The sequence below is a fragment of the Pseudomonas sp. KD5 genome (assembly GCF_012932895.1).
GTDB lineage: Bacteria > Pseudomonadota > Gammaproteobacteria > Pseudomonadales > Pseudomonadaceae > Aquipseudomonas.
Map to the genome: position 1 here is coordinate 320,629 of NZ_JDWJ01000003.1, position 26,077 is coordinate 346,705.

At 60.1% G+C, this 26,077-nt stretch carries 25 protein-coding genes; 21 read left to right on the top strand and 4 right to left on the bottom strand.

Going from position 1 to position 26,077, the window contains the following annotated elements:
- Positions 1–298: 298 nt before the first annotated feature.
- Positions 299–820 (bottom strand): DUF2062 domain-containing protein, encoded by a 522-nt coding sequence (locus tag AF70_RS08470; protein ID WP_028938939.1) that lies wholly within the window; start codon positions 818–820, stop codon positions 299–301.
- Positions 821–956: 136 nt separating this feature from the next.
- Between AF70_RS08470 and AF70_RS08475 the strand changes: the two genes are divergently transcribed.
- The 15 genes from AF70_RS08475 to AF70_RS08545 all read left to right on the top strand — a co-directional run bounded on the left by AF70_RS08475 (position 957) and on the right by AF70_RS08545 (position 15,798).
- Positions 957–3,191, top strand: a complete 2,235-nt coding sequence (locus AF70_RS08475; RefSeq protein WP_028938940.1) for a DNA internalization-related competence protein ComEC/Rec2 — start codon at positions 957–959, stop codon at positions 3,189–3,191.
- Between the two features lie 97 nt (positions 3,192–3,288).
- On the top strand, positions 3,289–3,924 hold the full coding sequence (locus AF70_RS08480) for a MotA/TolQ/ExbB proton channel family protein (protein ID WP_007941964.1): 636 nt from the start codon (positions 3,289–3,291) through the stop codon (positions 3,922–3,924).
- Complete coding sequence (locus AF70_RS08485) at positions 3,921–4,349, top strand: biopolymer transporter ExbD (RefSeq protein WP_018926235.1); 429 nt, start codon at positions 3,921–3,923, stop codon at positions 4,347–4,349. Before AF70_RS08480 ends, AF70_RS08485 begins: the two co-directional genes overlap by 4 nt.
- The gene (gene lpxK, locus AF70_RS08490; RefSeq protein ID WP_028938941.1) at positions 4,349–5,359 is read left to right on the top strand and encodes a tetraacyldisaccharide 4'-kinase; all 1,011 of its coding nucleotides are present in this window, start codon (positions 4,349–4,351) and stop codon (positions 5,357–5,359) included. Before AF70_RS08485 ends, lpxK begins: the two co-directional genes overlap by 1 nt.
- A 25-nt stretch (positions 5,360–5,384) precedes the next feature.
- On the top strand, positions 5,385–5,570 hold the full coding sequence (locus AF70_RS08495; protein ID WP_003179363.1) for a Trm112 family protein: 186 nt from the start codon (positions 5,385–5,387) through the stop codon (positions 5,568–5,570).
- A complete protein-coding gene (gene kdsB / locus AF70_RS08500) occupies positions 5,567–6,331 on the top strand; it encodes a 3-deoxy-manno-octulosonate cytidylyltransferase (protein WP_018926233.1) in 765 nt (254 codons plus the stop codon). The genes AF70_RS08495 and kdsB overlap by 4 nt, the downstream gene beginning before the upstream one ends.
- Positions 6,331–6,795: a low molecular weight protein-tyrosine-phosphatase gene (locus AF70_RS08505; RefSeq protein ID WP_019582718.1), complete on the top strand. Its 465-nt coding sequence runs from the start codon at positions 6,331–6,333 to the stop codon at positions 6,793–6,795. The genes kdsB and AF70_RS08505 overlap by 1 nt, the downstream gene beginning before the upstream one ends.
- The gene (gene murB / locus AF70_RS08510; protein ID WP_028938942.1) at positions 6,792–7,811 is read left to right on the top strand and encodes a UDP-N-acetylmuramate dehydrogenase; all 1,020 of its coding nucleotides are present in this window, start codon (positions 6,792–6,794) and stop codon (positions 7,809–7,811) included. The genes AF70_RS08505 and murB overlap by 4 nt, the downstream gene beginning before the upstream one ends.
- A 243-nt stretch (positions 7,812–8,054) precedes the next feature.
- On the top strand, positions 8,055–8,525 hold the full coding sequence (locus tag AF70_RS08515; RefSeq protein ID WP_007941956.1) for a (2Fe-2S)-binding protein: 471 nt from the start codon (positions 8,055–8,057) through the stop codon (positions 8,523–8,525).
- On the top strand, positions 8,522–10,843 hold the full coding sequence (locus AF70_RS08520) for a xanthine dehydrogenase family protein molybdopterin-binding subunit (protein ID WP_028938943.1): 2,322 nt from the start codon (positions 8,522–8,524) through the stop codon (positions 10,841–10,843). Before AF70_RS08515 ends, AF70_RS08520 begins: the two co-directional genes overlap by 4 nt.
- Positions 10,843–11,826 carry an XdhC family protein gene (locus tag AF70_RS08525; RefSeq protein ID WP_018926228.1) on the top strand — a complete coding sequence of 328 codons (984 nt, stop codon included), beginning with the start codon at positions 10,843–10,845 and terminating at the stop codon, positions 11,824–11,826. The genes AF70_RS08520 and AF70_RS08525 overlap by 1 nt, the downstream gene beginning before the upstream one ends.
- Positions 11,823–12,416 (top strand): NTP transferase domain-containing protein, encoded by a 594-nt coding sequence (locus AF70_RS08530; RefSeq protein WP_019582723.1) that lies wholly within the window; start codon positions 11,823–11,825, stop codon positions 12,414–12,416. The genes AF70_RS08525 and AF70_RS08530 overlap by 4 nt, the downstream gene beginning before the upstream one ends.
- Positions 12,417–12,830: 414 nt before the next feature.
- Complete coding sequence (locus AF70_RS08535) at positions 12,831–13,973, top strand: hypothetical protein (RefSeq protein WP_231508955.1); 1,143 nt, start codon at positions 12,831–12,833, stop codon at positions 13,971–13,973.
- An 11-nt stretch (positions 13,974–13,984) separates the two neighbouring features.
- Entirely contained in the window at positions 13,985–14,902 is a 918-nt protein-coding gene (locus AF70_RS08540) for a DMT family transporter (RefSeq protein WP_019582726.1), read from the top strand.
- The gene (locus AF70_RS08545) at positions 14,902–15,798 is read left to right on the top strand and encodes a hypothetical protein (RefSeq protein ID WP_019582727.1); all 897 of its coding nucleotides are present in this window, start codon (positions 14,902–14,904) and stop codon (positions 15,796–15,798) included. Before AF70_RS08540 ends, AF70_RS08545 begins: the two co-directional genes overlap by 1 nt.
- Positions 15,799–15,811: 13 nt before the next feature.
- Here the strand turns inward: AF70_RS08545 and AF70_RS08550 are convergent, their stop codons facing one another.
- Both AF70_RS08550 and rne read right to left on the bottom strand, forming a co-directional pair.
- Entirely contained in the window at positions 15,812–16,699 is an 888-nt protein-coding gene (locus AF70_RS08550; RefSeq protein ID WP_019582728.1) for a LysR family transcriptional regulator, read from the bottom strand.
- 259 nt (positions 16,700–16,958) lie between these two features.
- The gene (gene rne / locus AF70_RS08555) at positions 16,959–20,165 is read right to left on the bottom strand and encodes a ribonuclease E (RefSeq protein WP_028938945.1); all 3,207 of its coding nucleotides are present in this window, start codon (positions 20,163–20,165) and stop codon (positions 16,959–16,961) included.
- 700 nt (positions 20,166–20,865) lie between these two features.
- Between rne and rluC the strand changes: the two genes are divergently transcribed.
- The 3 genes from rluC to sppA are packed head-to-tail and all read left to right on the top strand — an operon-like array spanning position 20,866 to position 23,488.
- Positions 20,866–21,825 carry a 23S rRNA pseudouridine(955/2504/2580) synthase RluC gene (rluC, locus tag AF70_RS08560; RefSeq protein WP_007941997.1) on the top strand — a complete coding sequence of 320 codons (960 nt, stop codon included), beginning with the start codon at positions 20,866–20,868 and terminating at the stop codon, positions 21,823–21,825.
- The gene (locus tag AF70_RS08565) at positions 21,812–22,474 is read left to right on the top strand and encodes an HAD-IA family hydrolase (protein ID WP_018926225.1); all 663 of its coding nucleotides are present in this window, start codon (positions 21,812–21,814) and stop codon (positions 22,472–22,474) included. Before rluC ends, AF70_RS08565 begins: the two co-directional genes overlap by 14 nt.
- A gap of 24 nt (positions 22,475–22,498) precedes the next feature.
- On the top strand, positions 22,499–23,488 hold the full coding sequence (gene sppA / locus AF70_RS08570) for a signal peptide peptidase SppA (RefSeq protein WP_019582730.1): 990 nt from the start codon (positions 22,499–22,501) through the stop codon (positions 23,486–23,488).
- Positions 23,489–23,548: 60 nt separating this feature from the next.
- On the opposite strand, the gene AF70_RS08575 is transcribed toward sppA, so the two are convergent.
- Positions 23,549–24,127: a nucleoside triphosphate pyrophosphatase gene (locus AF70_RS08575; protein ID WP_019582731.1), complete on the bottom strand. Its 579-nt coding sequence runs from the start codon at positions 24,125–24,127 to the stop codon at positions 23,549–23,551.
- 105 nt (positions 24,128–24,232) lie between these two features.
- On the opposite strand from AF70_RS08575, the gene AF70_RS08580 reads away from it, so the two are divergent.
- The 3 genes from AF70_RS08580 to plsX are packed head-to-tail and all read left to right on the top strand — an operon-like array spanning position 24,233 to position 25,970.
- A complete protein-coding gene (locus AF70_RS08580) occupies positions 24,233–24,760 on the top strand; it encodes a YceD family protein (protein WP_007942001.1) in 528 nt (175 codons plus the stop codon).
- A gap of 13 nt (positions 24,761–24,773) precedes the next feature.
- Positions 24,774–24,956 (top strand): 50S ribosomal protein L32, encoded by a 183-nt coding sequence (rpmF, locus tag AF70_RS08585; protein ID WP_003179396.1) that lies wholly within the window; start codon positions 24,774–24,776, stop codon positions 24,954–24,956.
- A 3-nt stretch (positions 24,957–24,959) separates the two neighbouring features.
- Entirely contained in the window at positions 24,960–25,970 is a 1,011-nt protein-coding gene (gene plsX, locus AF70_RS08590; RefSeq protein WP_081625794.1) for a phosphate acyltransferase PlsX, read from the top strand.
- The last annotated feature ends 107 nt before the right edge of the window (positions 25,971–26,077 follow it).

Here is a 26,077-nt window from a genome sequence, read left to right on the forward strand (position 1 = left end):
CTTTCCCAGAGGCCGAACGCAGGTATTGCGCAGGGGGCACCGCGGCAGGGATGCCGCGGTAGCCGCCCCCGGCCATGGATGGCCGATGGCGGCGGGCCCCCGGAATAATGCCGGAGTGAGGGCATGCCGAGCCTAAGCGAGGCACCGAATGGCGGGGCAAGAGCGCTTTGGTTACTTTCGCGCTTTTCGAAAGTGACCCGCTGTAAGAGCGGAACCCTAAGTGGCCGTTACAGAAAAAACGGATATGTACGCCACCAAAAAGCCATAAAAAAACGGCCTCCCAAGTGGAGGCCGTTTTTCATTCCTGCATCCGGCTGCGCTTACGCCGTGCCCACTGCCGACTCACCCACCAGCGCCAATACATCATCACCAGACAATAAGCCAATGCCCCAAGCACCAGCCCCGTTACCACCGAGCCGAGTAAAAACGGCTGCCACAAAGTAGAGAGTTCGCTGCTGATCCATGCCCAGGTCAACTCGTCCGGCAAGCTCCTGGCGGGGATGTCCATCAGCCAGGCGCCAGTCTGGTAAGTGCAGAAGAACACCGCCGGCATGGTGATCGGATTGGTCAGCCAGACCAGGCTGACGGCAATCGGCATGTTGCCGCGCACCACGATGGAGAGGATGGCGGCCAGCAGCATTTGCAACGGGATGGGCAGGAATGCCGCGAACAGACCGACGGCCATGGCCCGCGCGACGGAATGGCGATTGAGGTGCCAGAGGTTCGGGTCATGCAGCAGGGTGCCAAGAAAGCGTAAGGATTTGTGTTCCCTGATGCTGGTCGGGTCTGGCATGTAACGTTTGAATAAGCGCCGGGGCATAAGGCTTCTCGGTCGGTTAAGGCGGCAAGTATGTCTGGATTCTACGAACCGCCCATTCAGACTTTGTGACAATTGTTAACGACGCCTGTGCGGCGCGACGGCTAAGCCTAGGGAGGGGACTCTCAAGGACGGGCTTATGCGCACAGGGATGATGGCGCTGGCGTTGGGTCTGCTGGCCCTGCGTTTTTTGCCGGCCCTGCCGCCGGCAGGGTTGTGGCTGTTGTTGCCGGTAGTGGGTTTGATGTTGCTGCCGTTTCGAACCTTTCCACTGGCATTTTGGTTGTTCGGTTTCAGTTGGGCGTGTGCGAATGCGCAGTGGGCGCTGGATGATCGCCTGGCGCTGAAGCTCGATGGCGAGACTCGCTGGGTCGAAGGCCGGGTTACCGGGTTGCCGCAGCAGGCCGAGGGTGTAGTGCGTTTCGAACTGACAGACAGTCAGTCGCGTCGCACCCAACTGCCTCGGCACCTGCGTCTGGCCTGGTATGGCGGGCCGCCCGTCAACAGTGGCGAGCAGTGGCGGCTGGCAGTCAAATTGAAGCGTCCTGCCGGGCTGCTCAACCCCCATGGTTTTGATTACGACGCCTGGTTGCTGGCCCAACGTATTGGCGCCACTGGGACCGTCAAGGATGGTCAGCGACTGGGTCAAGCGCAGTGGGCCTGGCGCGACGGCATTCGTCAGCGTTTGCAGGCCGTGGATGCGCAGGGGCGAACGGGGGCGCTGACGGCGTTGGTGCTGGGGGACGGCGCCGGGATGAGCCGTGAGGACTGGCAGGTGCTGCAAGACACCGGCACCGTGCATCTGTTGGTGATTTCCGGGCAACACATTGGTTTGCTGGCGGGGCTGGTGTATCTGCTGATCGCCGGGCTGGCGCGCTATGGCTTATGGCCCAGGCGCTTGCCGTGGCTGCCATGGGCGTGTGGGCTGGCGTTCGCGGCGGCACTCGGTTATGGGTTGCTGGCCGGCTTCGAGGTGCCGGTGCGTCGGGCCTGCCTGATGATTGGTCTGCTATTGTTGTGGCGGCTACGGTTTCGTCACCTCGGCGCCTGGTGGCCGCTGTTGCTGGCGCTTGACGGTGTTTTGCTGCTGGACCCGCTGGCAAGCCTGCAACCGGGTTTCTGGTTGTCCTTTGCGGCAGTAGCGGTGCTGATTTTCACCTTTGGCGGGCGATTGGGCCCGTGGAGTTGGTGGCAAACCTGGACCCGTGCCCAATGGCTGATCGCAATCGGTCTGTGCCCGCTGCTGTTAGTGCTGGGGTTGCCGATCAGTCTCAGCGGACCGCTGGCCAATCTGCTGGCGGTGCCCTGGATCAGCCTGCTGGTCTTGCCGCCGGCGTTGCTCGGAACGCTGCTGTTGCCCATTCCCTATGTGGGCGAGGGGTTACTGTGGTTGGCTGGCGGTCTGATCGACCTTTTGTTCAAGGGGCTGGCGTTGGTGGCCGGGCAATTGCCCGCGTGGGTGCCGGTGGCGGTTCCGTTGTGGGTTTGGGCATTCGGCACGCTGGGCGCATTTCTGCTGTTACTGCCAAGGGGCGTGCCGTTGCGCCCGATGGGCTGGCCGTTGTTGCTGTTGCTGGTTGTTCCGCCTCGGCACACGCTGCCTGAAGGTGTCGCCGAAATCTGGCAACTGGATGTCGGCCAGGGGTTGGCCATTCTAGTGCGCACCCGCCATCACACACTGCTGTATGACGCCGGGCCACGGTTCGGCGATATCGACCTGGGTGAGCGGGTGGTGTTGCCAACATTGCGCAAACTGGGGGTGAATGAACTTGATCTGATGCTGATCAGCCACGCCGACGCCGACCATGCTGGTGGCGCGCGAGTCATTGCCAGGGGATTGCCGGTGACGCGGGTGCTGAGCGGCGATCCATTGGCCCTGCCGGACGAGCTACACGCCGAGGGCTGCGAGAGCGGTCAACAGTGGACTTGGGACGACGTGCGGTTCCAGCTCTGGCAGTGGCCGTCGGCCAGTGACAGCAATCAGAAATCCTGCGTGCTACAGATCGAAGCCAACGGTGAACGATTGCTGCTGACCGGCGATATCGATACCGCAGCCGAGCGGGCGCTGCTCGACAGTCCACTGGCGGTGCCGACGGACTGGTTGCAGGCCCCGCACCACGGCAGTCGCAGTTCATCTTCGATGGCGTTGCTCAGCGCTCTGCAACCCAAAGTCGTGCTGATCTCTCGCGGCAACGGCAATTCTTTCGGGCATCCTCATCCCACGGTCGTGGCGCGCTATCAAAAACGTGGCATGGCGATCTACGACAGCGCGGAGGAGGGTGCCATTCGTCTACAACTGGGGCGCTTCAAACCACCGTGGACGATGCTTCAGGAACGGCGCTTCTGGCGCGATCCGCCAGCATTGCGCCAGTAACCAGCGTCGTCAAACCCCGACCGGATGCGACATCGCGGTCTTCGGTGCGCTCACCCCCTATGTTAGAGTGGCGCACTTTTTCGAGGGGACTGTCACTGTGTGGGAATTGGTCAAATCCGGCGGCTGGATGATGCTGCCGATCATTCTGAGTTCCATCGCGGCCATGGCGATCGTCGCCGAGCGTCTCTGGACCCTGCGCGCCAGCCGCGTGACCCCGGAGCACCTGCTCGGGCAGGTCTGGGTCTGGATTAAGGACAAGCAACTCAATAAAGAAAAGCTCAAGGAACTGCGCGCCAACTCCCCGCTGGGCGAGATCCTGGCCGCCGGTCTGGCGAACTCCAAGCATGGTCGCGAGATCATGAAAGAGTGCATCGAAGAGGCCGCCGCGCGGGTGATTCATGAGCTCGAACGTTACATCAACGCCTTGGGCACCATCGCCGCCATGGCTCCGTTGCTGGGGCTGCTGGGTACGGTGCTGGGCATGATCGATATTTTCAGTGCGTTCATGGGCACGGGCATGGGCACCAACGCCGCGGTGCTGGCCGGAGGTATTTCCAAGGCACTGATCACCACCGCCGCCGGCCTGATGGTCGGTATTCCGGCCGTGTTCTTCCACCGCTTCCTGCAACGTCGGATCGATGAGCTGGTGGTGGGCATGGAGCAAGAGGCGATCAAACTGGTCGAGGTTATTCAGGGCGATCGCGACGTGGACCTGGCCGAGGGTAAAGCGTGAAATTCCGTCGTAAACCACGGGAAACGGTAGACATCAACCTCGCGTCGCTGATCGACGTGGTGTTTATCCTGTTGCTGTTTTTCGTCGTGACCACCACCTTCACCCGTGAAACCCAGTTGCGCGTCGACCTGCCGGAGGCGGTCAGCGGCTCCCCGGCTGAAGACCAGCAGCTCAAGCAACTGGACATCGCCATCAGCGCCGACGGGGCGTATTCGGTCAACAACCAGCTATTGCCGAAAAACGACCTCACCAGCCTGATGGAAGCGCTACAGAAAGAATCCAATGGCGACACCAATCTGCCGTTGTCCATCAGCGCCGATGGCAAAACCCCCCATCAGTCCGTCATCACCGCGATGGACGCTGCCGGCAAGCTCGGTTTCAGCCACTTGCGCATGACCACTGTCGAGGCGGCGCCGGCGTCCTGATGGCCATGTCCGATCGATTGCTCGCTGCGTGGTACGAAGGTCATCCGGCGTTGAAGCTGTTGCAGCCTCTTGAATGGCTGTACCGGCGCGTGGTCACTGGCAAGCGCGAGCGCTTTTTGGCGGGCGAGGGCGAGATCTACCAATCGCCCGTGCCGCTGATCGTGGTCGGCAATATCACGGTGGGCGGCACGGGCAAGACGCCGCTGATTCTGTGGATGATCCAGCACTGCCAGCGCAGCGGCCTGCGGGTCGGTGTGGTCAGCCGTGGTTACGGCGCCAAACCGCCGCAATTGCCGTGGCGGGTCACAGCGGATCAAGGCGCGGACGTGGCGGGCGATGAGCCGCTGTTGATCGTCCAGCGCACCGGCGTGCCGCTGATGATCGACCCGGACCGCAGCCGTGCGGTCAAAGCCTTGCTGGCGAGTGAGCCGCTGGACCTGATCCTCTCCGACGACGGTATGCAGCATTACCGGCTGGCTCGAGACCTGGAACTGGTGCTGATCGACGCCGCTCGCGGCTTGGGCAACCGCCGTTGTCTGCCCGCCGGACCATTGCGCGAACCGGTCGAGCGCCTGCAAAGCGTCGATGCAGTGCTGTACAACGGCGCTGCCAATGATCGCGAAGACGGTTTTGCCTTCCAGTTGCAACCCACCGAACTGGTCAACCTGCACAGCGGCGAACGGCGGCCTCTGGACTACTTTCCCGCTGGTCAGGCCCTGCACGCCGTGGCCGGGATCGGCAATCCCCGGCGTTTCTTCACGACCCTCGAAACGCTACACTGGCGGCCAGTGCCCCATGCATTTGCCGACCACGCCGAGTACAGCGTGCAGGCTTTGAATTTCACACCGTCATTGCCAGTGGTGATGACAGAAAAGGACGCGGTGAAGTGCCGTGCCTTCGCCGCCGCCGATTGGTGGTACCTGGCGGTCGATGCTGCGCCATCGCCGGCCTTCGTGGCCTGGTTCGATACGCAGCTGATGCGCCTGTTGCCGGCTCGTCTTTTGCCTTAACTCCGTTTCTATCCAGGGAATGTACATGGACACCAAATTGCTCGACATCCTCGCTTGCCCGGTCTGCAAAGGCCCGCTCAAGCTCAGCGCCGACAAAACCGAGCTGATCAGCAAGGGCGCCGGCCTCGCGTACCCGATTCGCGACGGCATCCCGGTGATGCTCGAAAGCGAAGCGCGCACCCTGACCACCGATGAGCGTCTGGATAAATGACCACAGCCTTTACCGTTGTCATTCCATCGCGTTACGCCTCCACCCGCTTGCCGGGCAAGCCGCTGCTGCTGATCGCCGGCAAGCCGATGATCCAGCACGTCTGGGAACAGGCGAGCAAAAGCAGCGCCCAGCGCGTGGTGGTTGCCACTGACGATGCGCGCATCGTCGAGGCCTGCAAGGGCTTTGGTGCCGAAGTGGTGCTGACTCGCGAAGATCACAACTCCGGCACTGACCGCCTGGCTGAAGTGGCGGCGAAACTGGGCCTGGCCCCGGACGCGATCGTGGTCAATGTTCAGGGCGACGAGCCGTTGATCCCGCCAAGCGTGATCGATCAGGTCGCCGCCAACCTGGCCGCTCACACCGAAGCACGCATGGCCACCCTGGCCGAGCCGATCGAAGACGTCGAAACCCTGTTCAACCCCAATGTGGTCAAAGTGGTCAGCGACCTCAATGGCCTGGCGCTGACCTTCAGCCGTGCGACCTTGCCGTGGGCTCGGGACGCGTTTGCCAAGAGCCGCGAGCAATTGCCGGAAGGCGTGCCATATCGCCGCCACATCGGCATTTATGCTTACCGTGCCGGCTTCCTTCAGGACTTCGTCACCTGGGGCCCGTGCTGGCTGGAAAACACCGAGTCTCTGGAACAGCTGCGTGCCCTGTGGCACGGCGTGCGGATTCATGTCGCCGACGCGCTGATCGCACCGCCCACCGGCGTCGACACCGTTGAAGACCTCGAGCGCGTTCGTCGCCTGCTGGAGGCCTGATGCGGGTCCTGTTCGTCTGCCTGGGCAACATCTGCCGTTCCCCCACGGCTGAGGGCGTATTGCGGTGCAAGCTGCGTGAGGCGGGGCTGGCCGATCAAGTCGAAGTGGCTTCTGCCGGCACCGGTGACTGGCACGTCGGCAAGGCCCCGGACAAGCGCAGCCAGGCTGCTGCGAAGCTGCGCGGCTACGACCTGTCCGCCCAGCGCGCCCAGCAAGTGACCCGCGCCGATTTCGCCACTTACGACCTGATTCTGGCGATGGACAACAGCAACCTGCGCCACCTCAAGGCCATGCAACCGGCCAAGGGCAAGGCCGAGCTGGATTTGTTCCTGCGTCGCTACCAGTCGGAAGTCGATGAAGTGCCGGATCCTTATTACGACGGCGACCAAGGCTTCGAACAGGTACTGGACCTGATCGAGCGCGCCAGCGATCTGCTGGTGATCGAATTGAAGGGACGGTTATGAGTTTGCAGGTTCAACCCCGGGTTTCGCTCAAACCGTACAACAGCTTTGGCGTGGACGTTCAGGCGCGGCTGTTTGCCGAAGCCCATAGCGATGCCGACGTGCGCGAAGCCCTGGCCTACGCGGTGGAACACGAAGTGCCGGTGCTGGTGATCGGTGGTGGCAGCAATTTGTTGCTGACCACTGATGTGCCGGCGCTGGTGCTGCGCATGGCCACACGGGGGATTCGCCTGCTGAGCGATGACGGCAACCAGGTGGTGATCGAAGCCGAGGCCGGTGAGCCGTGGCATCCGTTTGTGCAGCACACCCTGGCGCAAGGGTGGTCGGGGCTGGAAAACCTCAGCCTGATTCCCGGCACCGTCGGCGCGGCACCGATGCAGAACATCGGCGCTTACGGTGTCGAGATAAAGGACGTATTCGCCGGCCTGACAGCCCTCGATCGCCAGACCGGCGAGCTGCGGGACTTCACGCTGGCCGAGTGCAACTTTGCCTACCGCGACAGCCTGTTCAAACAGGAACCTGGGCGCTGGTTGATCCTGCGGGTGCGTTTCACCCTCACGCGCACCGCGCACCTGCACCTGGAATACGGCCCGGTGCGTCAGCGCCTGACCGAGCAGGGTATTGATCACCCGACGCCGACCGATGTCAGCCAGGCCATTTGCAGCATCCGCAGCGAAAAACTCCCGGACCCGGCGGTGCTCGGCAATGCCGGCAGCTTCTTCAAGAATCCGTTGGTGCCCGCCGCACTTGTGGCACAACTCAAGGGTGAATACCCGGATCTGGTGGCGTATGCGCAGCCCGATGGGCAAATGAAGCTGGCGGCGGGGTGGCTGATCGAACGGGCCGGCTGGAAAGGCTTTCGCGACGGCGATGCCGGTGTGCATAAATTACAGGCGCTGGTGCTGGTCAACTACGGCAGCGCAACGGGCCTGCAATTGCTGAATCTGGCGCAGCGCATTCAGAAAGACATTGCAGAGCGTTTCAAGGTCGACCTGGAAATGGAACCTAACCAGTATTGAGGCTACGCTTTCAGGCTGAATAAAAAGCCCTGCACATTTTCAAATGTGCAGGGCTTTTTTGTTAATGCTCAGTTAACTTAGCCAGCTAACGATGCAAACATTTGCTCCATCAAAGGCCCGGTGCAGACGTCGCGTCTACATAAGAGAGCCGATTAGCCTGAGTCGATCTGCGTGTAGTGAACCGCGAACCACAAGCGGCAGATTGCTCGACCCCATAACCTCTATAACTATGCGGGCGTGCCCATGATTACCCTGAAACTCAATGGTCAAGATCATCAACTCGATGTCACCGAGGACATGCCGCTGCTCTGGGCGATCCGTGACGTGGCTGGCTACAACGGCACCAAATTCGGCTGCGGCATGGGCCTGTGTGGCGCCTGCACCATTCATATCGACGGCGCGCCCGCGCGCAGTTGCATCACACCGATCGGCTCGGTGGTCGGCCAGAACGTCAGCACCATCGACAACTTGCACGCCGACCCGGTGGGCAAAGTCGTCCAGCAAGCCTGGCTCGACAGCGCCGTGGCTCAGTGCGGTTATTGCCAGGGCGGACAGATCATGTCGGCCACCGCGCTGCTGAAAACCAACCCGAACCCCAGCGACGAGCAGATTGAAGAGGCGATGGTCGGCAATATATGCCGTTGCGGCACCTACAACCGGATCAAGACCGCCATCCGCCAGGCATCCACTCACCTGAAGGAGGCCAAGGCATGAGCCAGCTACCGAATGATTTTGCACTAAGCAACCTCAGCCGCCGCGGTTTCCTCAAAGGCGTGGGCGCCACCAGTGCGCTGGTGCTGGCTGCCAGTTGGGGCTGGCAGGATGCATTGGCCGCCGAAAAAGAGCAGAAATTCGGTGCCGACGGCATGCCCAACGGCTGGATCGATGACCCGAAGGTTTACATCAGCATTGCCGCCGACGGCAGCGTGACGGTGATTTGCAATCGTTCGGAAATGGGCCAGGGCGTGCGCACCAGTCTGTCCATGGTGGTGGCCGATGAACTGGACGCCGACTGGGCACAGGTCAAAGTGCAACAGGCGCCGGGCGACGAAGTACGTTTCGGCAATCAGGACACCGACGGTTCGCGCAGCATGCGTCATTGGTACGAGCCGATGCGCCGTTGCGGTGCAGCCGCGCGGACCATGCTTGAGCAAGCCGCTGCCGAGCAATGGAAAGTGCCGGTCGGTGAATGCCATGCGCAACTGCACAAAATCATCCATAAACCGACTGGCCGTGAATTGGGCTACGGCGCGTTGGCCGCAGCAGCCAGTGCGCTGGCGGTGCCGGCACGCGACAGCCTGCGGCTCAAGCAGCCGTCGGAGTTTCGCTACATCGGCAAGGAAGGGACCAAGGCCATCGACGGTGCGGACATCGTTAACGGTCGTGCGGTCTACGGCGCCGATGTGCATTTCGATGGCATGCTTTTCGCCACCATCGCCCGTCCGGCGGTCTACGGCGGCAAGGTCAAATCCTTCGATGCCAGCGCTGCGATGAAAGTCCCTGGGGTGATCAAGGTCCTGCAAGTCGAAAGTCGTCCACTGCCGTCCGAGTTCCAGCCTTTGGGTGGTGTGGCCGTGGTGGCCAGCAACACCTGGGCGGCGATCAAGGGCCGCGACGCGCTGAAGATCGAGTGGGATGACGGCCCCAACGCCAGTTACGACTCGATCGCCTACCGCAAGGAACTCGAAGCCGCGTCGCTCAAGCCCGGCAAAGTGGTGCGCAACACCGGCAACATCGACCAGGCCATGAGTGCTGCCGACAGCACCCTTGAAGCTTCTTACTATCTGCCGCACCTGGCGCAATCGCCGATGGAGCCGATGGTCGCCATCGCCCGTTTCAAGGACGGTGTGTGTGAGGCCTGGGCGCCAAGCCAGGCGCCGCAAGTCACCCGCGAGCGGATTGGCGAGCGCCTGGGCATTCCATTCGATAACGTCACGTTCAACGTCACCTTGCTCGGCGGCGGTTTTGGTCGTAAGTCCAAGCCGGACTTCGTGGTTGAAGCGGCGATCCTGGCCAAGGAATTCCCGGGCAAAGCGGTGCGGGTGCAGTGGACCCGTGAAGACGACATCCACCACTCGTATTTCCACACCGTGTCTGCCGAGTATCTGAAGGCCAGTCTGAATAAGGACGGCTTGCCGTCTGGCTGGTTGCACCGTACGGTGGCGCCGAGCATCACCGCGCTGTTCGCGCCGGGGATGAACCATGAGGCGGCTTTCGAGCTGGGCATGGGCTTTACCAACATGGCTTATGCGATCCCCAACGTGCGCCTGGAAAACCCTGAAGCGGCGGTGCACACGCGGGTCGGCTGGTATCGCTCGGTGTCGAACATTCCCCACGGCTTTGCGATTCAGTGCTTTGTCGATGAACTGGCACATAAGGCCGGCCAGGACCCGCTCAAATACCAGATCAAGCTGCTTGGCCCGGACCGTCAGATCGATCCGCGTACCTTGAGTGAGGAGTGGAACTACGGCGAATCCCCCGAGCGCTATCCTATCGATACCGCACGGATGCGCACGGTGCTGGAAACCGCCGCCAAAGCCGCCGGTTGGGGGCGTAAGTTGCCCAAGGGCCGAGGCCTGGGCCTGGCGGTGCATTACAGCTTCGTGACGTATGTGGCGGCGGTGATCGAAGTCGAAGTCAAAGACGATGGCACGCTGATCGTGCACAAGGCCGACATCGCCGTGGATTGCGGCCCGCAGATCAACCCCGAGCGGATTCGCTCGCAGTTCGAAGGCGCCTGCGTCATGGGTCTGGGCAACGCGGTGTGGGGAGAGATCAGCTTCAAGGACGGCAAGGTCCAGCAGGATAACTTCCACATGTACGAGGTGGCGCGCATGTCCCTGGCACCGAAAGAAGTCGCCGTGCACCTGGTCACACCACCGGGCAATGTGCCGTTGGGCGGGGTCGGTGAGCCGGGCGTGCCGCCGATAGCGCCAGCGCTGTGCAACGCAATCTTCGCCGCCACCGGCAAGCGCATCCGTAACTTGCCGGTTCGCTATCAGCTGCAAGGCTGGCAAAAGGCTGAAGCCTGATGGACAGCGTCGATCTGAACGTCCTGCGCAGCGTGCTGGAATGGCGCCGCGCCGGTCAGCGGGTGATGTTGTACAGCGTGGTCCAGACCTGGGGCACTGCGCCCCGGGCACCTGGCGCCATGCTCGCCTTGCGTGGCGATGGCGTAGTGATTGGCTCGGTGTCCGGTGGCTGTGTCGAGGATGACCTGATTGCCCGGCTGCACGATGGCCGTATCCCGGCCGATGGGCCGCCGGTGCAGTTGATTACTTATGGCGTCACTCGTGAGGAGGCCGCGCGGTTTGGTTTGCCCTGCGGCGGCACGTTGCGCCTGACCGAGGAGCGCGTCGGCGATCCGGCGTGGGTCGCCCAATTGCTGGCACGCTGCGAGGCACATGAAATCGTGGCGCGCTCGTTGGATATAGCGACCGGTGAAGTGGTTTTGCAGCCGGCGAACAAGCACGATGTGCTGAGTTTTGACGGCAACACACTGCGCGCCATTTATGGCCCGCGTTGGCGATTGTTGTTGATCGGCGCGGGGCAGCTATCGCGGTATGTCGCCGAGATGGCGCGGCTGCTGGATTTCGAAGTGCTGATCTGCGATCCGCGCACCGAGTTCGTCTACGGCTGGGAAGAACAACACGGTCGATTCGTACCGGGCATGCCCGACGAAGCGGTGCTGACCATCCAGACCGACGAACGCACTGCCATCGTCGCACTCACCCACGATCCGCGCCTGGATGACATGGCGCTGCTCACGGCCCTGGACTCCAGGGCGTTTTATGTCGGGGCGCTGGGTTCTCGGGTCAACAGCCAGAAGCGCCGGGACAACCTGGCTCAGCTAGGCTTGTCCCAACAGGCCATCGAGCGTTTGCACGGCCCGATCGGCTTGCACATCGGCAGCCATACTCCGGCGGAAATCGCCTTGTCGCTGCTGGCCGAGATTGTGGCGATCAAGAACGGCATCGAGCTCAAGCAGAAGAGGCCGTTGCAGGAGGGCGTATGAGTGACTCCATTGGCGTTATCGTTCTAGCCGCCGGGCAGGGCAGCCGGTTTCGACAGGTAGCGGGTGACGATAAGGACAAGTTGCTGGTGGACTGCACCGCCCGTGATGGCATCACCGTGCACTCAGTGATCGAGCAGGTGCTGGTGAATCTGCCAGCCACACTCGAGAAGCGTGTGCTGGTCACCACCGCGGACCGCCCGCAAGTGATTCGCATGGCGCAGGCTTATGGTTGCGAGATTGTGCGAATCGAGACGACCGGCCTGGGCGACAGCATTGCGGCGGGAGTGGCGGCCTGTTCGCACCTCGGTGGCTGGCTGATCATGCTGGGGGATATGCCGTTTATCCTGCCGTCGAGCATTGAACAGGTCGTCGCGGCCATTGCGGATGACGCCATCAGCGTGCCGGTGCATGAAGGGCAATATGGGCATCCGGTGGGGTTCGGGCGAAGCTTCGGTCCGGGATTGATGGCGTTGACCGGCGATCAGGGCGCCAAGTCACTGTTCGCGCAGGCGAGGGTGGTCGAGGTGGCGGTGGAGGACCGCGGGGTGTTGTGGGATGTGGATGTTCCTGAGGCGCTGGTTTTTCAATAACGGTTGTCAGCGGGATTGCATTCGCACTTTCCTTGGAATAATCGGCTCTTCCTTTCGCCCATTCGTATTTATCGATGGGTGCCAGATATAAAACTCGTTATTCAGCGGGTTCTGTCCGACATACGATCATGTGGCGTGTGGTGTTCACAGTTGGGGTGAACATCCGGTCAGTACTCATTAGAAAAAAGAGCCTGCATGATAAAGCACTATATGGATGCGTCGGTCAGTGTCAGCCCTTTGGAGCTGGACGGTGATATTCAGGAGTTGGGAGCATTGGAGCGGGCATTAAGTTCTGCAGATGTTTTTCAACCTGTTCCGCGTTATGTCAAAACACTTCGGCAACTTAGAAAGGCGTCGCAAACAATTAGTTGTCATCGCGACGAGATCAAGTTCGGGGTCACTTTTGGAGAACGTTTGAAAGAACTGGGTGACGACTTCGGTTTGTCCCCGGAGCACTTTTCGGTCAACACCAGTGGCTCACCGCTGCTCGTCAAGGAGCAGGTCGGAGAACACCTGATTTCGCCCACTCACTTTGAAAACGGTGCGTATTTCAGCCACCCCCATGCCGATCATCAACTCGATCACTCGGCACAGGAGTTGCCTTCGATCAAGATTGGACAGTATGTGCGTTTTGGTCGTAACGCCGCGGTCAATGCCGGCGGCGATGTGGATATAGGCGATGGTGTCTGGCTATCGCCGGGAAGTCAGTTACTGCGTCAGGACCATGACCCGTATGGCCGGCTCTCCATCGGCTCGCGGACTGTCGCGATGACGCGCCTGCCACCGGTGCGACTGTGCGATTACGCATGGGTGGGGCGTGAAGCGATTGTGGGCTGGAACGCGGATTATCTGGGCAAGGCAAGCATCGTCGGAATCCGTTCCTTCCTCAATACATGGGTCGGCGACTATTCCATCGTTGGCGATCAGGGAAAGGTCCTGCAATACCTGCCGTTCAAGGCTCACCTCATGGAAACCTACCAGCCGTCGATCGAGCAGACGCTGCAAGTCAGCAATTGGGCCGCGATCAATTCGGACTGGTTGATGATCTACCGTGACAGCCCGAAGCGCGAGACGCCGATATTGCCAGCGCCACTGGCGGAGTATCTCGACACGCCGGGCAAAAAGTCCGTATTGCTGATTGCCCCATCCGATAACGCTCAGCTTCAAGCGTTCGGTCAGCACAGCCTGGATGTCATTTCCAGTTCCAGGCAGCCGTTTGCCCACCACTTGCAGTGGGCTCAGGACTACGGTCATAAGCAGCTCAGATTGCGCGCCGATCTGGATTTTTCGAGGTTGCCATTCGCCTCGGCCGGCGACTTTCACTATCGCCGTCGATTGGGTTACTCACTGATTGTCGCCAACAGTTCGCCTGTCGAGGCCGAGCCTTGCCGAGTCTATGTCAATGAACTGGCTCGGGTGCTGGCGACGCAGGCACTGTTGTTGGTGCCCATTACGGATGTGTTGCAGGCGCAACTGTCTGTGTATCAAGACTTGTTCCATCTGCAAGGGGAAGTCGAGTTCGACGGTGCCTCTTTCATGTTAATGAAGAAGATCTAACGGAGGCGTCAATGCCGTACTTATTACTTTCACTCGCTGCCGTGTTCTGGGGCGGTAACTATGTCGTCGGAAAGTTGATGGTGGTGGATGTTGATCCGGTGCTGCTGTCGCAACTTCGATGGCTGATTACCAGCGGTTTACTACTGCTGATTAACTATAAAGCCGTGATCGCCAGTTTGCCGGACGCCCGTAAGTCATGGTTGACCCTGGTTATGTTGGCGGTCTGTGGCCAAGTTATATTTCCGCTGACCTTGTATATCGGATTGCAATACACCAGTTCGTTGAATGCGGCGATTTACCTGTCGGCCACGCCGTGTCTGGTACTAGCCCTCAACCGTTTCGTTTTCGGTGATTTCATCTCCAGGTCGAACATGCTTGGGGTGGTCATCAGTACGGTGGGTGTGTTCTGGCTGGTGACGATGGGGCATCTGTCCGATTTGAGCTTCCTGGAAGGCTTCAACAAAGGCGATTTCTGGACCATGGCCTCGGCTGCCAGTTGGGCTGTCTATTGCTCCTTTTTGCGGACAAAGCCAAAAACCATCGCCGGCAATGCGTTCGTGACGTATTGCGCGGTGGTGGGGGCGCTTTGCCTGATTCCGTTCAGCCTGGGTATTTGGGCGTTGCGCCCTGATCTCACGTTCAACCTGGGGCAGGGCGCTGCACCGTGGCTGGGCCTGGCGTATCTGGTGATCTTCCCGTCCTGGCTGTCGTACTTGTTCTGGAGCAAAGGCATCGGTGAAATCGGTGCCACCCGTGGTGAGATCTTCACTCACTTGGTGCCACTGTCCGGTGGGCTGTTCAGTATCGTGTTCCTCGACGTGCAACTGCACGCCTATCACCTGGTCAGTCTGGTGCTGATCGTATTTGGGGTGATCCTCTGTTCCATTAAAAGGCGGACACCGGTGATATTGCGCACGGAGGCGGCTTGATGGACAGAATCATCGATTCGCTCGACCGTCACGGTGTGCGGTGGGTGGGGATTGTGCAGGGCAAGGGGGCATCGGCTACGGTCTGGCAGGTCGAAGATGCCGAAAGTTCTCAGGCGCTGGCTGTGCGATTCATGCGTAGCAAGCAATCCTGGGAGCACTTCAAAAGCAACTTGTCCTTGGTAGCGGTGCCGCTTGAAGCGCTTTCATTGATGACCTTTAATGTGCCGCTGCGGCCCGTACGGGATGCCGTGTGCATGGTGAGCGGTTTTGGTTACACGCATCGGTCGGTCAATGGTCTGCCCATGCCTCAGCGGTCCTCGCCGGACTGGTACTACAAAGGCAACGGCAAAGGGTTGGTGGCCGCTTCCCGGGCGATCAAATCACCGTGTCATGCCAGTGGCGCGGGAATCGAGATCGAGTATGCCTGTGTGTACCTCATCGATGACTGCCGAAACCCCCGCTATATCGGTTACACCTTGGCGGTGGATTTTTCTGACCCGGTGCTGCGTCACACTCAACCCGGGCTGGCCGGTCTCTCCAAGTTGCGCAATACCGCGTTGTGCCACGAGCTGGTGATCGCAGAACCACCGCGCTACTCAGTGGTGAGGAGTTCGATTGTCCGGCGTGGTGAAACCGTGTGGGACAAACAGTCGCTATTGGGGCTGGATCAGTTGATGTTTGCCAAACGTGAACTCGAAACCCTGTTGTTCCAGCATGAAGAGCTTTGCGAGCCCGGTACGGTTCACTATGTTTTGCTCGGTGCCTCATTAAGCACCGACAAGGATGCCTTTGAGTTGCAGCACGGTGACGTCATTCGGGCTAGCAGTCAGGAGGATGGACTGCAACTGTCCAATCTCTTCGAGGACGAGGTGGTGCGGCAATCGTGTAACTGCTGAGGGGGCCGGCCCGTTACCCTTCCGTCAGCGGTAGGCGGGCCGGTTTTTCGAAGTCCAGCACCCATTGCGCCAGCGCTCTGGGGGCTGGTTTGCCAGGGTGATCGAAAAACACGAATTCGGTGGTCAGCGAGGCATATGAACCACTCAGGAAATACGTTTGCACCTGTTCACTGCGGCAGCACGAATCGACCAGTGACAACGGCACCAGGGCAACGCCCACGCCGTTGATCACATTAGAAAACAACAGCGGATAAGAGCCACACTCGATGATTTTTTCCGGGGTGATGTTACCCATAATGAATAGTTCGTCGAGATTACGTTGCGAAGCGCTGCGCCGGCTGTTGACCAGGAACACTTGGCCGCTGAACGCTTTCAGGTCCTGGATGGCGGGGTGTGCTGCGCTGTAGATCAAGGCCAGCGGATCGTTGAACAGCGTTACCCGGCGATAATGCGAAGGTGCAAAGCCTGCGCCGACAATCACTGCGTCGAGCTTGTCGGCCTCAAGATCCTTGAGCAGCGACTGTGTATTACCAATGCTGACATCCACTGCCAGCCCGTCGGGATTGGCAACGATGCTTTGCAACAGATTCTGGCGAGTAATAGTGAGGTTTTCGATGACCCCCAAACGCACCCGTGTTTCGGTTTTTGTCTGGCTCAGGCTGGCTTGGGCGCGAGCAACCAGTTCGAGGATTTGTGAGGCGTAGGCATAGAGCTCCTTGCCCGGCGCCGTCATCGTGATACCGCGACCGGAGCGTTCGAACAGCTTGGTATCGAGCCGTGATTCGAGTGTCTTGATGCGGAAGGAAATACTGGATTGAGCTCGGTTTAACCTGATCGCAGCTTGTGTGACGCTGCCGTAGTCAACAATCGCTTTGAAAGCGTCCAGCTCAGCAATTTCCATAGTCTCGCACTCTTTGCTCCATAACGGGCCGAAGGCTTTCGGGCCGTGGCAGGACCTGGTTTGAGCCCTGCACCGCTCTATTCTGCACGTTGCACAGCTCTTTCGTAATACTTGCTTACAAATACTTAGGCGGATGTTTAGCGAGGAACGCAATCGCCTCGGCAATAAAGCGTTGCCAGGTAGCGACTGGCTTCAGTTTCTATGACAAAAAAAGCCCCGCCTGGGATCACCAGGCGGGGCTTTTTAGTGGCCGATGGAATCAGGCGAGGGGTTTAGGCTCGTGCTCTTTTTCCAGGGCCTGCTCGTGTTGCTGTACCGCTTCCTGAACGGAGCGCGGTGCTTCGTCGATCGCGGATTCAACCGGCTCGGCAGGGACTTCAGCGGCCGGGGCAGGGGCTGCCTCGACGACTTCAGCAACAACCGGTGCTGGCTCGGCAGCGGCCGGAGCAGCAGCGGCAGCCAGTTCGGCTTCCTTCTGCAGACGCTCGGCTTCACGCTTGCGACGACGTACTTCACGTGGGTCGTTCGGCGCACGGCCACTTGGGGTCAGAGCGCTGACAGGAGCGGCTTCGACCACGGGTGCAGCTTCGGCAACCACCGGTGCTTCAAGCAGCGGAGCAGGCTCGGCAGCCGCAACCACTGGCTCGGAGACCGTGGCTTCAGCCGCTGGGGCTTCAGCAACCGGAGCCTCAGCGACTGGCGCTGGAGCTTCGACAGCAACCGGTGGCTCGGCAACCCAGTTGAACGTGGTTTGTTCTTCACGAACTTCGCGAACTTCACGTGCCGGTTCAGCCACTGGTGCTTCAACGACAGGTTCTGCAGCAACCACTGGTTCGGCGGCAGCTTCAACTTCCGGCTGTGCTTCACGAACCGGGGCCACTTCGATCTCCGGAGCGGCGATGACTTCCACCGGCGTGGTCGCTTCAACCACTGGCGCTTCAACCGGAGCGGTTTCCAGAGTGGCAGCAGTAGCGCGTTCGGCTTGCTCGTTGGCTTGTGCTTCAGCAGGTGCGCTGATCACGGTGCTGGCAACGGCTGCGGTAACAGCCAGGCCGGCGGCCAGATCGGCAGCGCTTGGCGCTTCGGCGTTTTCAGCGGATTCGGATTCTTCCGAACCTTCGATCACGTTGCCGTTGGCATCGCGCTGACGCTCACGACGGTTGCTGCGACGACGCTGGCCACGGGAGCGGCGGCGTGGACGATCGCCTTCGGCGACTTCCTGACCGTCTTCCTGCAGTTGCTCTTCGTTGGTTGGCAGCTCTTCTTCGGCAGCGGCAGCGGCAGCAGCTTGCTCGGTGCGTGGTTGACGTTCTTCACGCGGTGGGCGTGGAGCGCGCTCTTCGCGGGGCTGACGGGCCGGACGCTCTTCAGCGGTGGCAGCGGCGGCCGGAGCGGCATCCAGAGGCTCGCGCAGTTCACGAACCGGACGCTCTTCACGATCGCCACGTGGCTTGCGATCTTCACGCGGTGCGCGCGGTGCACGTTCTTCACGAGGAGCGCGTGGTGCACGTTCTTCACGGGCTACTACAGGCGTTTCTTCGCGGGCTTCGCGTGGTTGACGCTCTTCGCGTGGCTCACGTGGTGCGCGCTCTTCACGCGGTGCACGTTCCTCACGAGGCTTGCGCTCTTCATCGCGGCGACCGTTACGGTTGCGGCTCTGCTGACGACCGTTGCGACGCTCTTCGTTGCGGGCAGGGCGCTCGGTGGTCGCTGGTTTTTCAACCACAACCGGAGCAACAGGCTCTTCCTTGGTTGCGAACAGGCTGATCAGCGACTTCACCAGGCCCTTGAACAGGCTTGGCTCAGGCGCGGCAGCTGGCGCAGCCACTGGCGCGGCGACGACTTCGGTCGGAACCGGAGCGTTGGCGCGGGCCGGTGCAGTCTTGACCGCGGCTTCCTGGCGAACCAGGGTGCGGGTCGCGGCGGCTGGCTGGACTTCTTCGACTTCCGCAGCGGCAGCAGCGATCTCGTAGCTGGACTGGTTGATGCTGGCTTCCGGGCTGTCATCGCGCAGACGCTGAACTTCGAAGTGCGGCGTTTCGAGGTGATCGTTCGGCAGAATGACGATGCGGGCGCGGGTGCGCAGTTCGATCTTGGTGATCGAGTTGCGTTTTTCGTTGAGCAGGAACGCCGCCACCGGGATCGGCACTTGTGCGCGAACTTCGGCGGTGCGGTCTTTCAGGGCTTCTTCTTCGATCAGGCGCAGGATCGCCAGCGACAGCGATTCAACGTCGCGGATGATGCCGGTGCCGTTGCAACGCGGGCAAACGATGCCGCTGCTTTCGCCCAGCGATGGACGCAGGCGCTGACGGGACATTTCCAGCAGGCCGAAGCGCGAGATGCGACCGACTTGCACGCGGGCGCGGTCGGCTTCCAGGCATTCGCGGACTTTCTCTTCCACGGCGCGCTGGTTCTTGGCAGGGGTCATGTCGATGAAGTCGATGACGATCAGGCCGCCGATGTCGCGCAAGCGCAACTGACGGGCGATTTCTTCGGCGGCTTCAAGGTTGGTCTGCAGAGCGGTTTCTTCGATGTCGCTGCCTTTGGTGGCGCGCGCCGAGTTGATGTCGATGGACACCAGGGCTTCGGTCGGATCGATGACGATGGAGCCGCCGGAAGGCAGTTCGACGACGCGCTGGAAGGCGGTTTCGATCTGGCTTTCGATCTGGAAGCGGTTGAACAGCGGAACGCTGTCTTCGTACAACTTGATCTTGCTGGCGTACTGCGGCATCACCTGGCGAATGAAGGTCAGGGCTTCGTCCTGGGCTTCAACGCTGTCGATCAGCACTTCGCCGATGTCCTGGCGCAGGTAATCGCGGATGGCGCGGATGATCACGTTGCTTTCCTGGTAGATCAGGAACGGCGCGGCGCGGTCCAGCGAGGCTTCTTTGATGGCGGTCCAGAGTTGCAGCAGGTAGTCGAGGTCCCACTGCATTTCTTCGCTGCTGCGGCCAAGGCCGGCAGTGCGAACGATCAGACCCATGTCGGCCGGTGCAACCAGGCCGTTGAGGGCTTCACGCAGTTCGTTGCGCTCTTCACCTTCGATGCGACGGGAGATACCGCCGGCACGTGGGTTGTTCGGCATCAGAACCAGGTAACGACCGGCCAGACTGATGAAAGTGGTCAGGGCGGCGCCCTTGTTGCCACGTTCTTCTTTTTCGACTTGAACGATGACTTCCTGGCCTTCGCTCAGGACGTCCTTGATGTTGACGCGGCCTTCAGGGGTTTTCTTGAAGTATTCGCGGGAGATTTCTTTGAGGGGCAGGAAGCCGTGGCGCTCAGAGCCGAAATCGACAAAGGCAGCCTCAAGGCTTGGTTCGATGCGAGTAATCCGGCCTTTATAGATGTTGGCCTTCTTCTGCTCGCGTGCACCGGATTCGATGTCCAGGTCGTAGAGGCGTTGGCCATCTACCAGTGCAACACGCAACTCTTCAGGTTGAGTCGCGTTAATCAGCATTCTTTTCATGTAGTACCGTCGGTTTCCGGGCTGCCGGAAACGGCGTTCGGCACACACGACTTCTCACGGTCGGTGTCAGGTGCGTCGGGAGTGGTTGGCCATTCCCGTGTCCAGCGATGTCCGACCAATTGGGCCGGTATCGCGACGTACGCGTCCTGCTTGCTGTGGCTACTTAAGCACTCAGTCAGGAGGAGGAATCAACCGGCGGCTGTGGACGAGATGAAGCGTCTTGATAAAGCCTATTGCTACACAGTCCAGCGGTTGTGCATCTCCACCCTACACGTATCCCTGATAATTCGGGTGCTGCCGCGCGCAGAATCCGCAGCGGGTTGGCATTTACCGTGAGCTCCGAAAGGGGAGGTCACGCATCATGGCTAATTTAGGCGTTGTTTCCGAAGCGTTCGCTCGGGGTCGTTTGCAGCTGACTGCACTTTGTGAACTGGCCGTGAATATTTGCTCGGAAGGCGAGTGAAAACTCTGCTTTGCGGCATGATTCAGGCCTTATGTCACCTGCGCTTGTTACAACTGCAAACTCTGCCGTTACGTAGCGAAAGCCCCGTAGGACGGCCTCTCGTCCTCGTGAATTGCGTTGGTCAGGGCCGGTTTTTGACCGTTAGTCCGCTGTCCAGGCCACTTTTGGCGGCGTTCGCGACTATAGCAGCAATGATTAAGTGCTTCAATTCCATAAAAAATTGTTATCATCCGCACCATGACGACTACTGCCCCTTCGACCCCAGGCGTACAACTGCTTGAGGTCTCGCCGGAATATGCCGGCCAACGTATTGATAACTTCCTTCTCGCTCGGCTCAAAGGCGTGCCCAAGACCTTGATTTACCGCATTTTGCGTAAAGGCGAAGTGCGGGTGAACAAAGGTCGGATCAAGCCCGAATACAAGCTGCAGGCGGGCGACATCGTGCGCGTGCCGCCGGTTCGCGTGCCTGAACGCGACGAGCCCGTGCCACTGGCGCAGGGGCTGCTGCAGCGGCTCGAGGCCTCGATTGTCTATGAAGACAAGGCGCTGATCGTGATCAACAAGCCCGCTGGCATCGCGGTTCACGGCGGCAGCGGCTTGAATTACGGCGTCATCGAAGCCTTTCGTCAGTTACGTCCCGATGCAAAAGAGCTTGAGTTGGTTCACCGCCTCGACCGGGACACCTCCGGCCTGCTGATGATCGCCAAAAAGCGCAGCATGTTGCGTCACTTGCACGCCGCATTGCGCGGTGATGGCGTCGACAAGCGCTATATGGCGCTGGTGCGCGGCAACTGGGCGACCTCGATCAAGCAAGTCCGTGCGCCGTTGCAAAAGAGCAATCTGCGCTCCGGCGAACGCATGGTCGAAGTCGACGAAGAGGGCAAGGAGGCGCTGACCGTGTTCAAGGTGCTGCGCCGCTTCGGTGACTTTGCCACCATGGTCGAAGCCAAGCCAATCACCGGTCGCACTCACCAGATTCGCGTCCATACTTTGCATGCCGGGCATTGCATCGCCGGCGACACCAAGTACGGCGATGAAGATTTCAGCAAGGAAATTCGTGATCTGGGCGGCAAGCGTCTATTCCTGCATGCCTACATGCTGACCGTGCCGCTGCCTGATGGCGGCGAGCTGAAGTTGCAGGCGCCGGTCGACGAGATGTGGGCCAAAACCGTGGAGCGATTGAGTGCGCCCATCTGATTACAAACTGCTGATTTTCGATTGGGACGGCACGCTCGCAGACTCCATTGGTCGGATTGTCGAGGCGATGCACGTGGCGTCCAGGCGCTCCGGCTTTCCGTTGCGCGATGATTTTGCGGTCAAAGGCATTATCGGTCTCGGGTTGCCGGAAGCGATTCGGACCTTGTATCCCGAGATCGGCGATGGCGAACTGATGGCTTTCCGTGACTATTATGCGGAGCACTACATCGCGGCGGAGGCTGTTCCTTCGCCGTTGTTCGAGGGCGTGCTTGAGTCGATGGAAGCGTTTCGTGCCGACGGCTATCACCTGGCGGTTGCCACCGGCAAGGCTCGGCGCGGGCTGGACCGGGTGCTGAAAGCTCACGGCTGGGAAGATTATTTTGATGTCACTCGCGCAGCCGATGAAACGGCCAGCAAGCCGCATCCGTTGATGCTTGAGCAGATTCTCGCCCATTGCGAGGTTCGCCCGGAGCAGGCGCTGATGGTCGGGGATTCGTCCTTCGATCTGCAGATGGCGCGCAACGCCGGCATGGATTCGGTGGCGGTCAGCTATGGCGCTCAATCGATTGAGGCGTTGCAGCAGTTCGAGCCTCGACTGTCCATTGATCGTTTTTCAGAATTGCGCGCCTGGCTGAGTCAGCGGGCATAACGGTTTTTTGCAGGGGTAAATGTCATGACCGACGAATGGAAAGCACCCGCCAAGGCGAGCGCAGAGAGCGGTGACGAAAAAAGCTGGAAGCTGCTGGAAACGACCCTGCTGGCCAGTGTGCAGGAGCATCGCCGGTCCCGTCGCTGGGGGATTTTCTTCAAGCTGCTGACCTTTGCATATCTGTTGTTTGCGTTGTTCTTGTTCTCGCCGCTGATGGATATGGAAAAAAGCGCCACTCGCGGTTCCGGTTACACGGCGCTGATCGATATAACCGGCATGATCGCCGACAAAGAGCCGGCGAGTGCAGATAATATCGTCAGCAGCCTGCGTAAAGCCTTCGAGGACAACAAGGTCAAGGGTGTGATCCTGCGGATCAACAGTCCGGGCGGCAGTCCGGTGCAGTCGGGTTATGTCTATGACGAGATCCGTCGTTTGCGCGGCCTGCATCCGGATACCAAGGTTTACGCGGTGATCTCGGATCTGGGGGCTTCCGGTGCCTATTACATTGCCAGTGCGGCAGATCAGATCTATGCCGACAAGGCGAGCCTGGTGGGTTCCATTGGTGTGACCGCGGCCGGTTACGGTTTCGTCGGCACCATGGAAAAGTTGGGCGTCGAGCGTCGTACCTACACCTCTGGCGAGCACAAATCATTCCTCGATCCGTTCCAGCCGCAGAAGCCCGAAGAAACTCAGTTCTGGCAGGGTGTGCTCGACACCACTCATCAGCAGTTCATCAGTAGCGTCAAGAAGGGGCGTGGCGATCGTCTCAAGGACAAAGATCATCCGGAGCTGTTCTCCGGGCTGGTCTGGTCCGGTGAGCAGGCGCTGCCGCTGGGCTTGATTGATGGTCTGGGCAGTGCCAGTTCGGTGGCGCGTGACGTGATTGGCGAGAAAGAGCTGGTGGACTTCACTATCCAGGAGTCGCCGTTTGATCGCTTCTCGAAAAAGCTCGGTGCCAGCGTGGCTGAGCATTTGGCGATGTGGATGGGCTTCCAGGGGCCGGCGTTGCGCTGATCGTTGGCTGCATAAGAAACCGGCCTGTGTGGCCGGTTTTTTTGTGCGCGCGCAGTCGGTTCAGGGTATTTGCAGGCCTTCAGCCAGCAACATGTCAACCAGGCGAATCAGTGGCAGGCCGATCAGGCTGGTGGCGTCAGGGCCTTCGGTGCTTTGAAACAGACTCACCCCCAATCCTTCAGCCTTGAAGCTGCCAGCGCAGTCGTAGGGTTGTTCGGCGTGCAGGTAGCGTTCGATGCGTGCTGCGTCGAGTGCGCGCATGTGCACGGTAAACGGCACGCAGTCCACCTGGCAGTGGCCGGTCTGGCTGTTGAGCAGTGCCAGGCCGGTGAGGAATGTCACGCTGGCTCCGCTCGATGCGAGCAGTTGTTCGCGGGCCTTTTCGAAGCTGTGTGGCTTGCCGATAATCCGCTCGCCCAGTACCGCGACCTGGTCCGAGCCGATGATCAGGTGGGCGGGATGACTGGCGGCAAGTGCGCGGGCTTTTTCTTCGGCGAGGCGTTTTACCAGTTTGATGGCTGACTCGTCCGGGCGATGGCTTTCGTCGATATCCGGCGAGCTGCAAGTAAACGGCAACTGCAGGCGGGCCAACAATTCCCGGCGATAAACCGAGCTTGAAGCGAGTAATAAAGGCAGCATGCGCATCTCCAAAGGGCAAGGGGCGAATTCTAGCGCAGGCTCAAGTGGCAGACAGGGCTGAATTTCCTTTGACATGGCTGGGGGCATCCCTATAATGCTGCGCCTATGTTGAATGACCCGATTCCACCTCACGTTGACCCGCGCAAATTGGCTGACCGTGGCACCACCCTTCAAGGTGAAATGCTGCTGGCCGATTTGGAGAGACTCTGCGACCCGCTTTCCGACAATGTCGGTACGGTGCAGGCTAAATTCGTTTTTGAACGAGATGAACGTAAGTCTGTGGTAATCCACAGCTTTATCGACACCGAAGTCAAAATGGTTTGCCAGCGTTGTCTTGAGCTGGTCACCCTGCCGATCCATAGCGAATGCAGTTATGCTGTGGTGAAGGAGGGTGCGAATACCCAGTCGTTGCCGAAAGGTTATGACGTGCTGGAACTGGGCGAAGATCCATTGGATCTGCAGTCACTGATCGAGGAGGAGCTTCTGCTCGCCTTGCCCATTGTGCCTGCTCATCATCCGGAAGAATGCCAGCAGCCGGCGGGAGCAGATGAGCCCGAACCGAGCGAGGACGAGGTAACGCGGTCCAACCCGTTCAGTGTATTGGCGCAGTTAAAGCGTGACCCAAACGTTTAGGAGTTAATCAATTATGGCTGTTCAGCAGAACAAAAAATCCCGCTCTGCCCGTGACATGCGTCGTTCGCACGATGCTCTCGAGGCTAGCACCCTGTCTGTAGAAAAAACCACCGGTGAAGTTCACCTGCGTCACCACGTATCGCCAGAAGGCGTATACCGTGGCCGTAAAGTGATCGACAAGGGCGCTGACGAGTAATCCTTGTCCGCTCAAGTCATCGCGATTGACGCAATGGGCGGGGACTTCGGTCCCCGCAGCATTGTTCAGGCCAGCCTTGCTTGTCTGTCAGCTACGCCCTCGCTGCACCTGACCCTTGTCGGTCAACCCTCCCTACTTGAAGAATTGATCGCTGGCCAATCGGCTGTGGATCGCTCGCGCCTGTCGATTGTGCCGGCGTCCGAAGTCATCACCATGGACGAAAAACCTGCCCAGGCCCTGCGCGGCAAGCCTGATTCGTCGATGCGCGTGGCGCTGGAGTTGTTGCGTGATGGCAAGGTCCAGGCGTGCGTCAGTGCCGGCAATACCGGTGCGCTGATGGCGTTGTCGCGGTTTGTGCTCAAAACTTTGCCGGGGATCGATCGGCCGGCCATGGTCGCCGCCATTCCGACCGAAAAAGGTTTCTGCCAGTTGCTCGATCTGGGCGCCAATGTCGATTGCAGTGCCGAGCATCTGTTGCAGTTTGCGGTGATGGGGTCTGTGGCGGCGCAAGCCTTGGGCGTTGTTCGCCCACGGGTCGCGTTGCTGAATATCGGCACCGAAGACATTAAGGGCAATCAGCAAGTCAAGCTGGCGGCGACCCTGCTGCAAAATGCGCGTGGCCTGAACTACATCGGGTTTGTCGAGGGCGACGGTTTGTACCGTGGCGAGGCGGATGTGGTGGTGTGTGACGGTTTTGTCGGTAACATCCTGCTCAAGTCCAGCGAAGGCCTGGCGACCATGATCGCCGGGCGCATCGAAGCCCAGTTCAAGAAAAATTTCGCGTCGAAACTGGTAGGCGCACTGGCGCTGCCGCTGATGAAGCGCTTGCAGGCCGAGCTGGCGCCGGCACGCCATAACGGCGCAAGTTTTCTCGGCTTGCAGGGAATTGTCGTGAAAAGTCATGGTTCGGCGGGGGTTCAGGGCTTCCAGAGCGCGATTCAGCGCGCCTTGATCGAGATCCAGGAAAACTTGCCGGAACGTCTTCATGGGCGCCTGGAAGATTTGTTGCCTTAGGCGTTTTCGTCAGACAATGCTTAAATGTGACCGCTCAGTTCAATGAGCCATCCAACTGTCAGTTTCTTGCGTTCCCCTGGCGGGACGTCAATTCTCCGACGACAAGA

Coding starts and splice junctions, on each gene's coding strand:
- AF70_RS08470 (WP_028938939.1), bottom strand. CDS start 820: ATGCCCCGGCGCTTATTCAAACGTTACATGCCAGACCCGACCAGCATC.
- AF70_RS08475 (WP_028938940.1), top strand. CDS start 957: ATGCGCACAGGGATGATGGCGCTGGCGTTGGGTCTGCTGGCCCTGCGT.
- lpxK (WP_028938941.1), top strand. CDS start 4,349: ATGGCCATGTCCGATCGATTGCTCGCTGCGTGGTACGAAGGTCATCCG.
- AF70_RS08495 (WP_003179363.1), top strand. CDS start 5,385: ATGGACACCAAATTGCTCGACATCCTCGCTTGCCCGGTCTGCAAAGGC.
- kdsB (WP_018926233.1), top strand. CDS start 5,567: ATGACCACAGCCTTTACCGTTGTCATTCCATCGCGTTACGCCTCCACC.
- AF70_RS08505 (WP_019582718.1), top strand. CDS start 6,331: ATGCGGGTCCTGTTCGTCTGCCTGGGCAACATCTGCCGTTCCCCCACG.
- murB (WP_028938942.1), top strand. CDS start 6,792: ATGAGTTTGCAGGTTCAACCCCGGGTTTCGCTCAAACCGTACAACAGC.
- AF70_RS08515 (WP_007941956.1), top strand. CDS start 8,055: ATGATTACCCTGAAACTCAATGGTCAAGATCATCAACTCGATGTCACC.
- AF70_RS08520 (WP_028938943.1), top strand. CDS start 8,522: ATGAGCCAGCTACCGAATGATTTTGCACTAAGCAACCTCAGCCGCCGC.
- AF70_RS08525 (WP_018926228.1), top strand. CDS start 10,843: ATGGACAGCGTCGATCTGAACGTCCTGCGCAGCGTGCTGGAATGGCGC.
- AF70_RS08530 (WP_019582723.1), top strand. CDS start 11,823: ATGAGTGACTCCATTGGCGTTATCGTTCTAGCCGCCGGGCAGGGCAGC.
- AF70_RS08540 (WP_019582726.1), top strand. CDS start 13,985: ATGCCGTACTTATTACTTTCACTCGCTGCCGTGTTCTGGGGCGGTAAC.
- AF70_RS08545 (WP_019582727.1), top strand. CDS start 14,902: ATGGACAGAATCATCGATTCGCTCGACCGTCACGGTGTGCGGTGGGTG.
- AF70_RS08550 (WP_019582728.1), bottom strand. CDS start 16,699: ATGGAAATTGCTGAGCTGGACGCTTTCAAAGCGATTGTTGACTACGGC.
- rne (WP_028938945.1), bottom strand. CDS start 20,165: ATGAAAAGAATGCTGATTAACGCGACTCAACCTGAAGAGTTGCGTGTT.
- rluC (WP_007941997.1), top strand. CDS start 20,866: ATGACGACTACTGCCCCTTCGACCCCAGGCGTACAACTGCTTGAGGTC.
- sppA (WP_019582730.1), top strand. CDS start 22,499: ATGACCGACGAATGGAAAGCACCCGCCAAGGCGAGCGCAGAGAGCGGT.
- AF70_RS08575 (WP_019582731.1), bottom strand. CDS start 24,127: ATGCTGCCTTTATTACTCGCTTCAAGCTCGGTTTATCGCCGGGAATTG.
- AF70_RS08580 (WP_007942001.1), top strand. CDS start 24,233: ATGTTGAATGACCCGATTCCACCTCACGTTGACCCGCGCAAATTGGCT.
- rpmF (WP_003179396.1), top strand. CDS start 24,774: ATGGCTGTTCAGCAGAACAAAAAATCCCGCTCTGCCCGTGACATGCGT.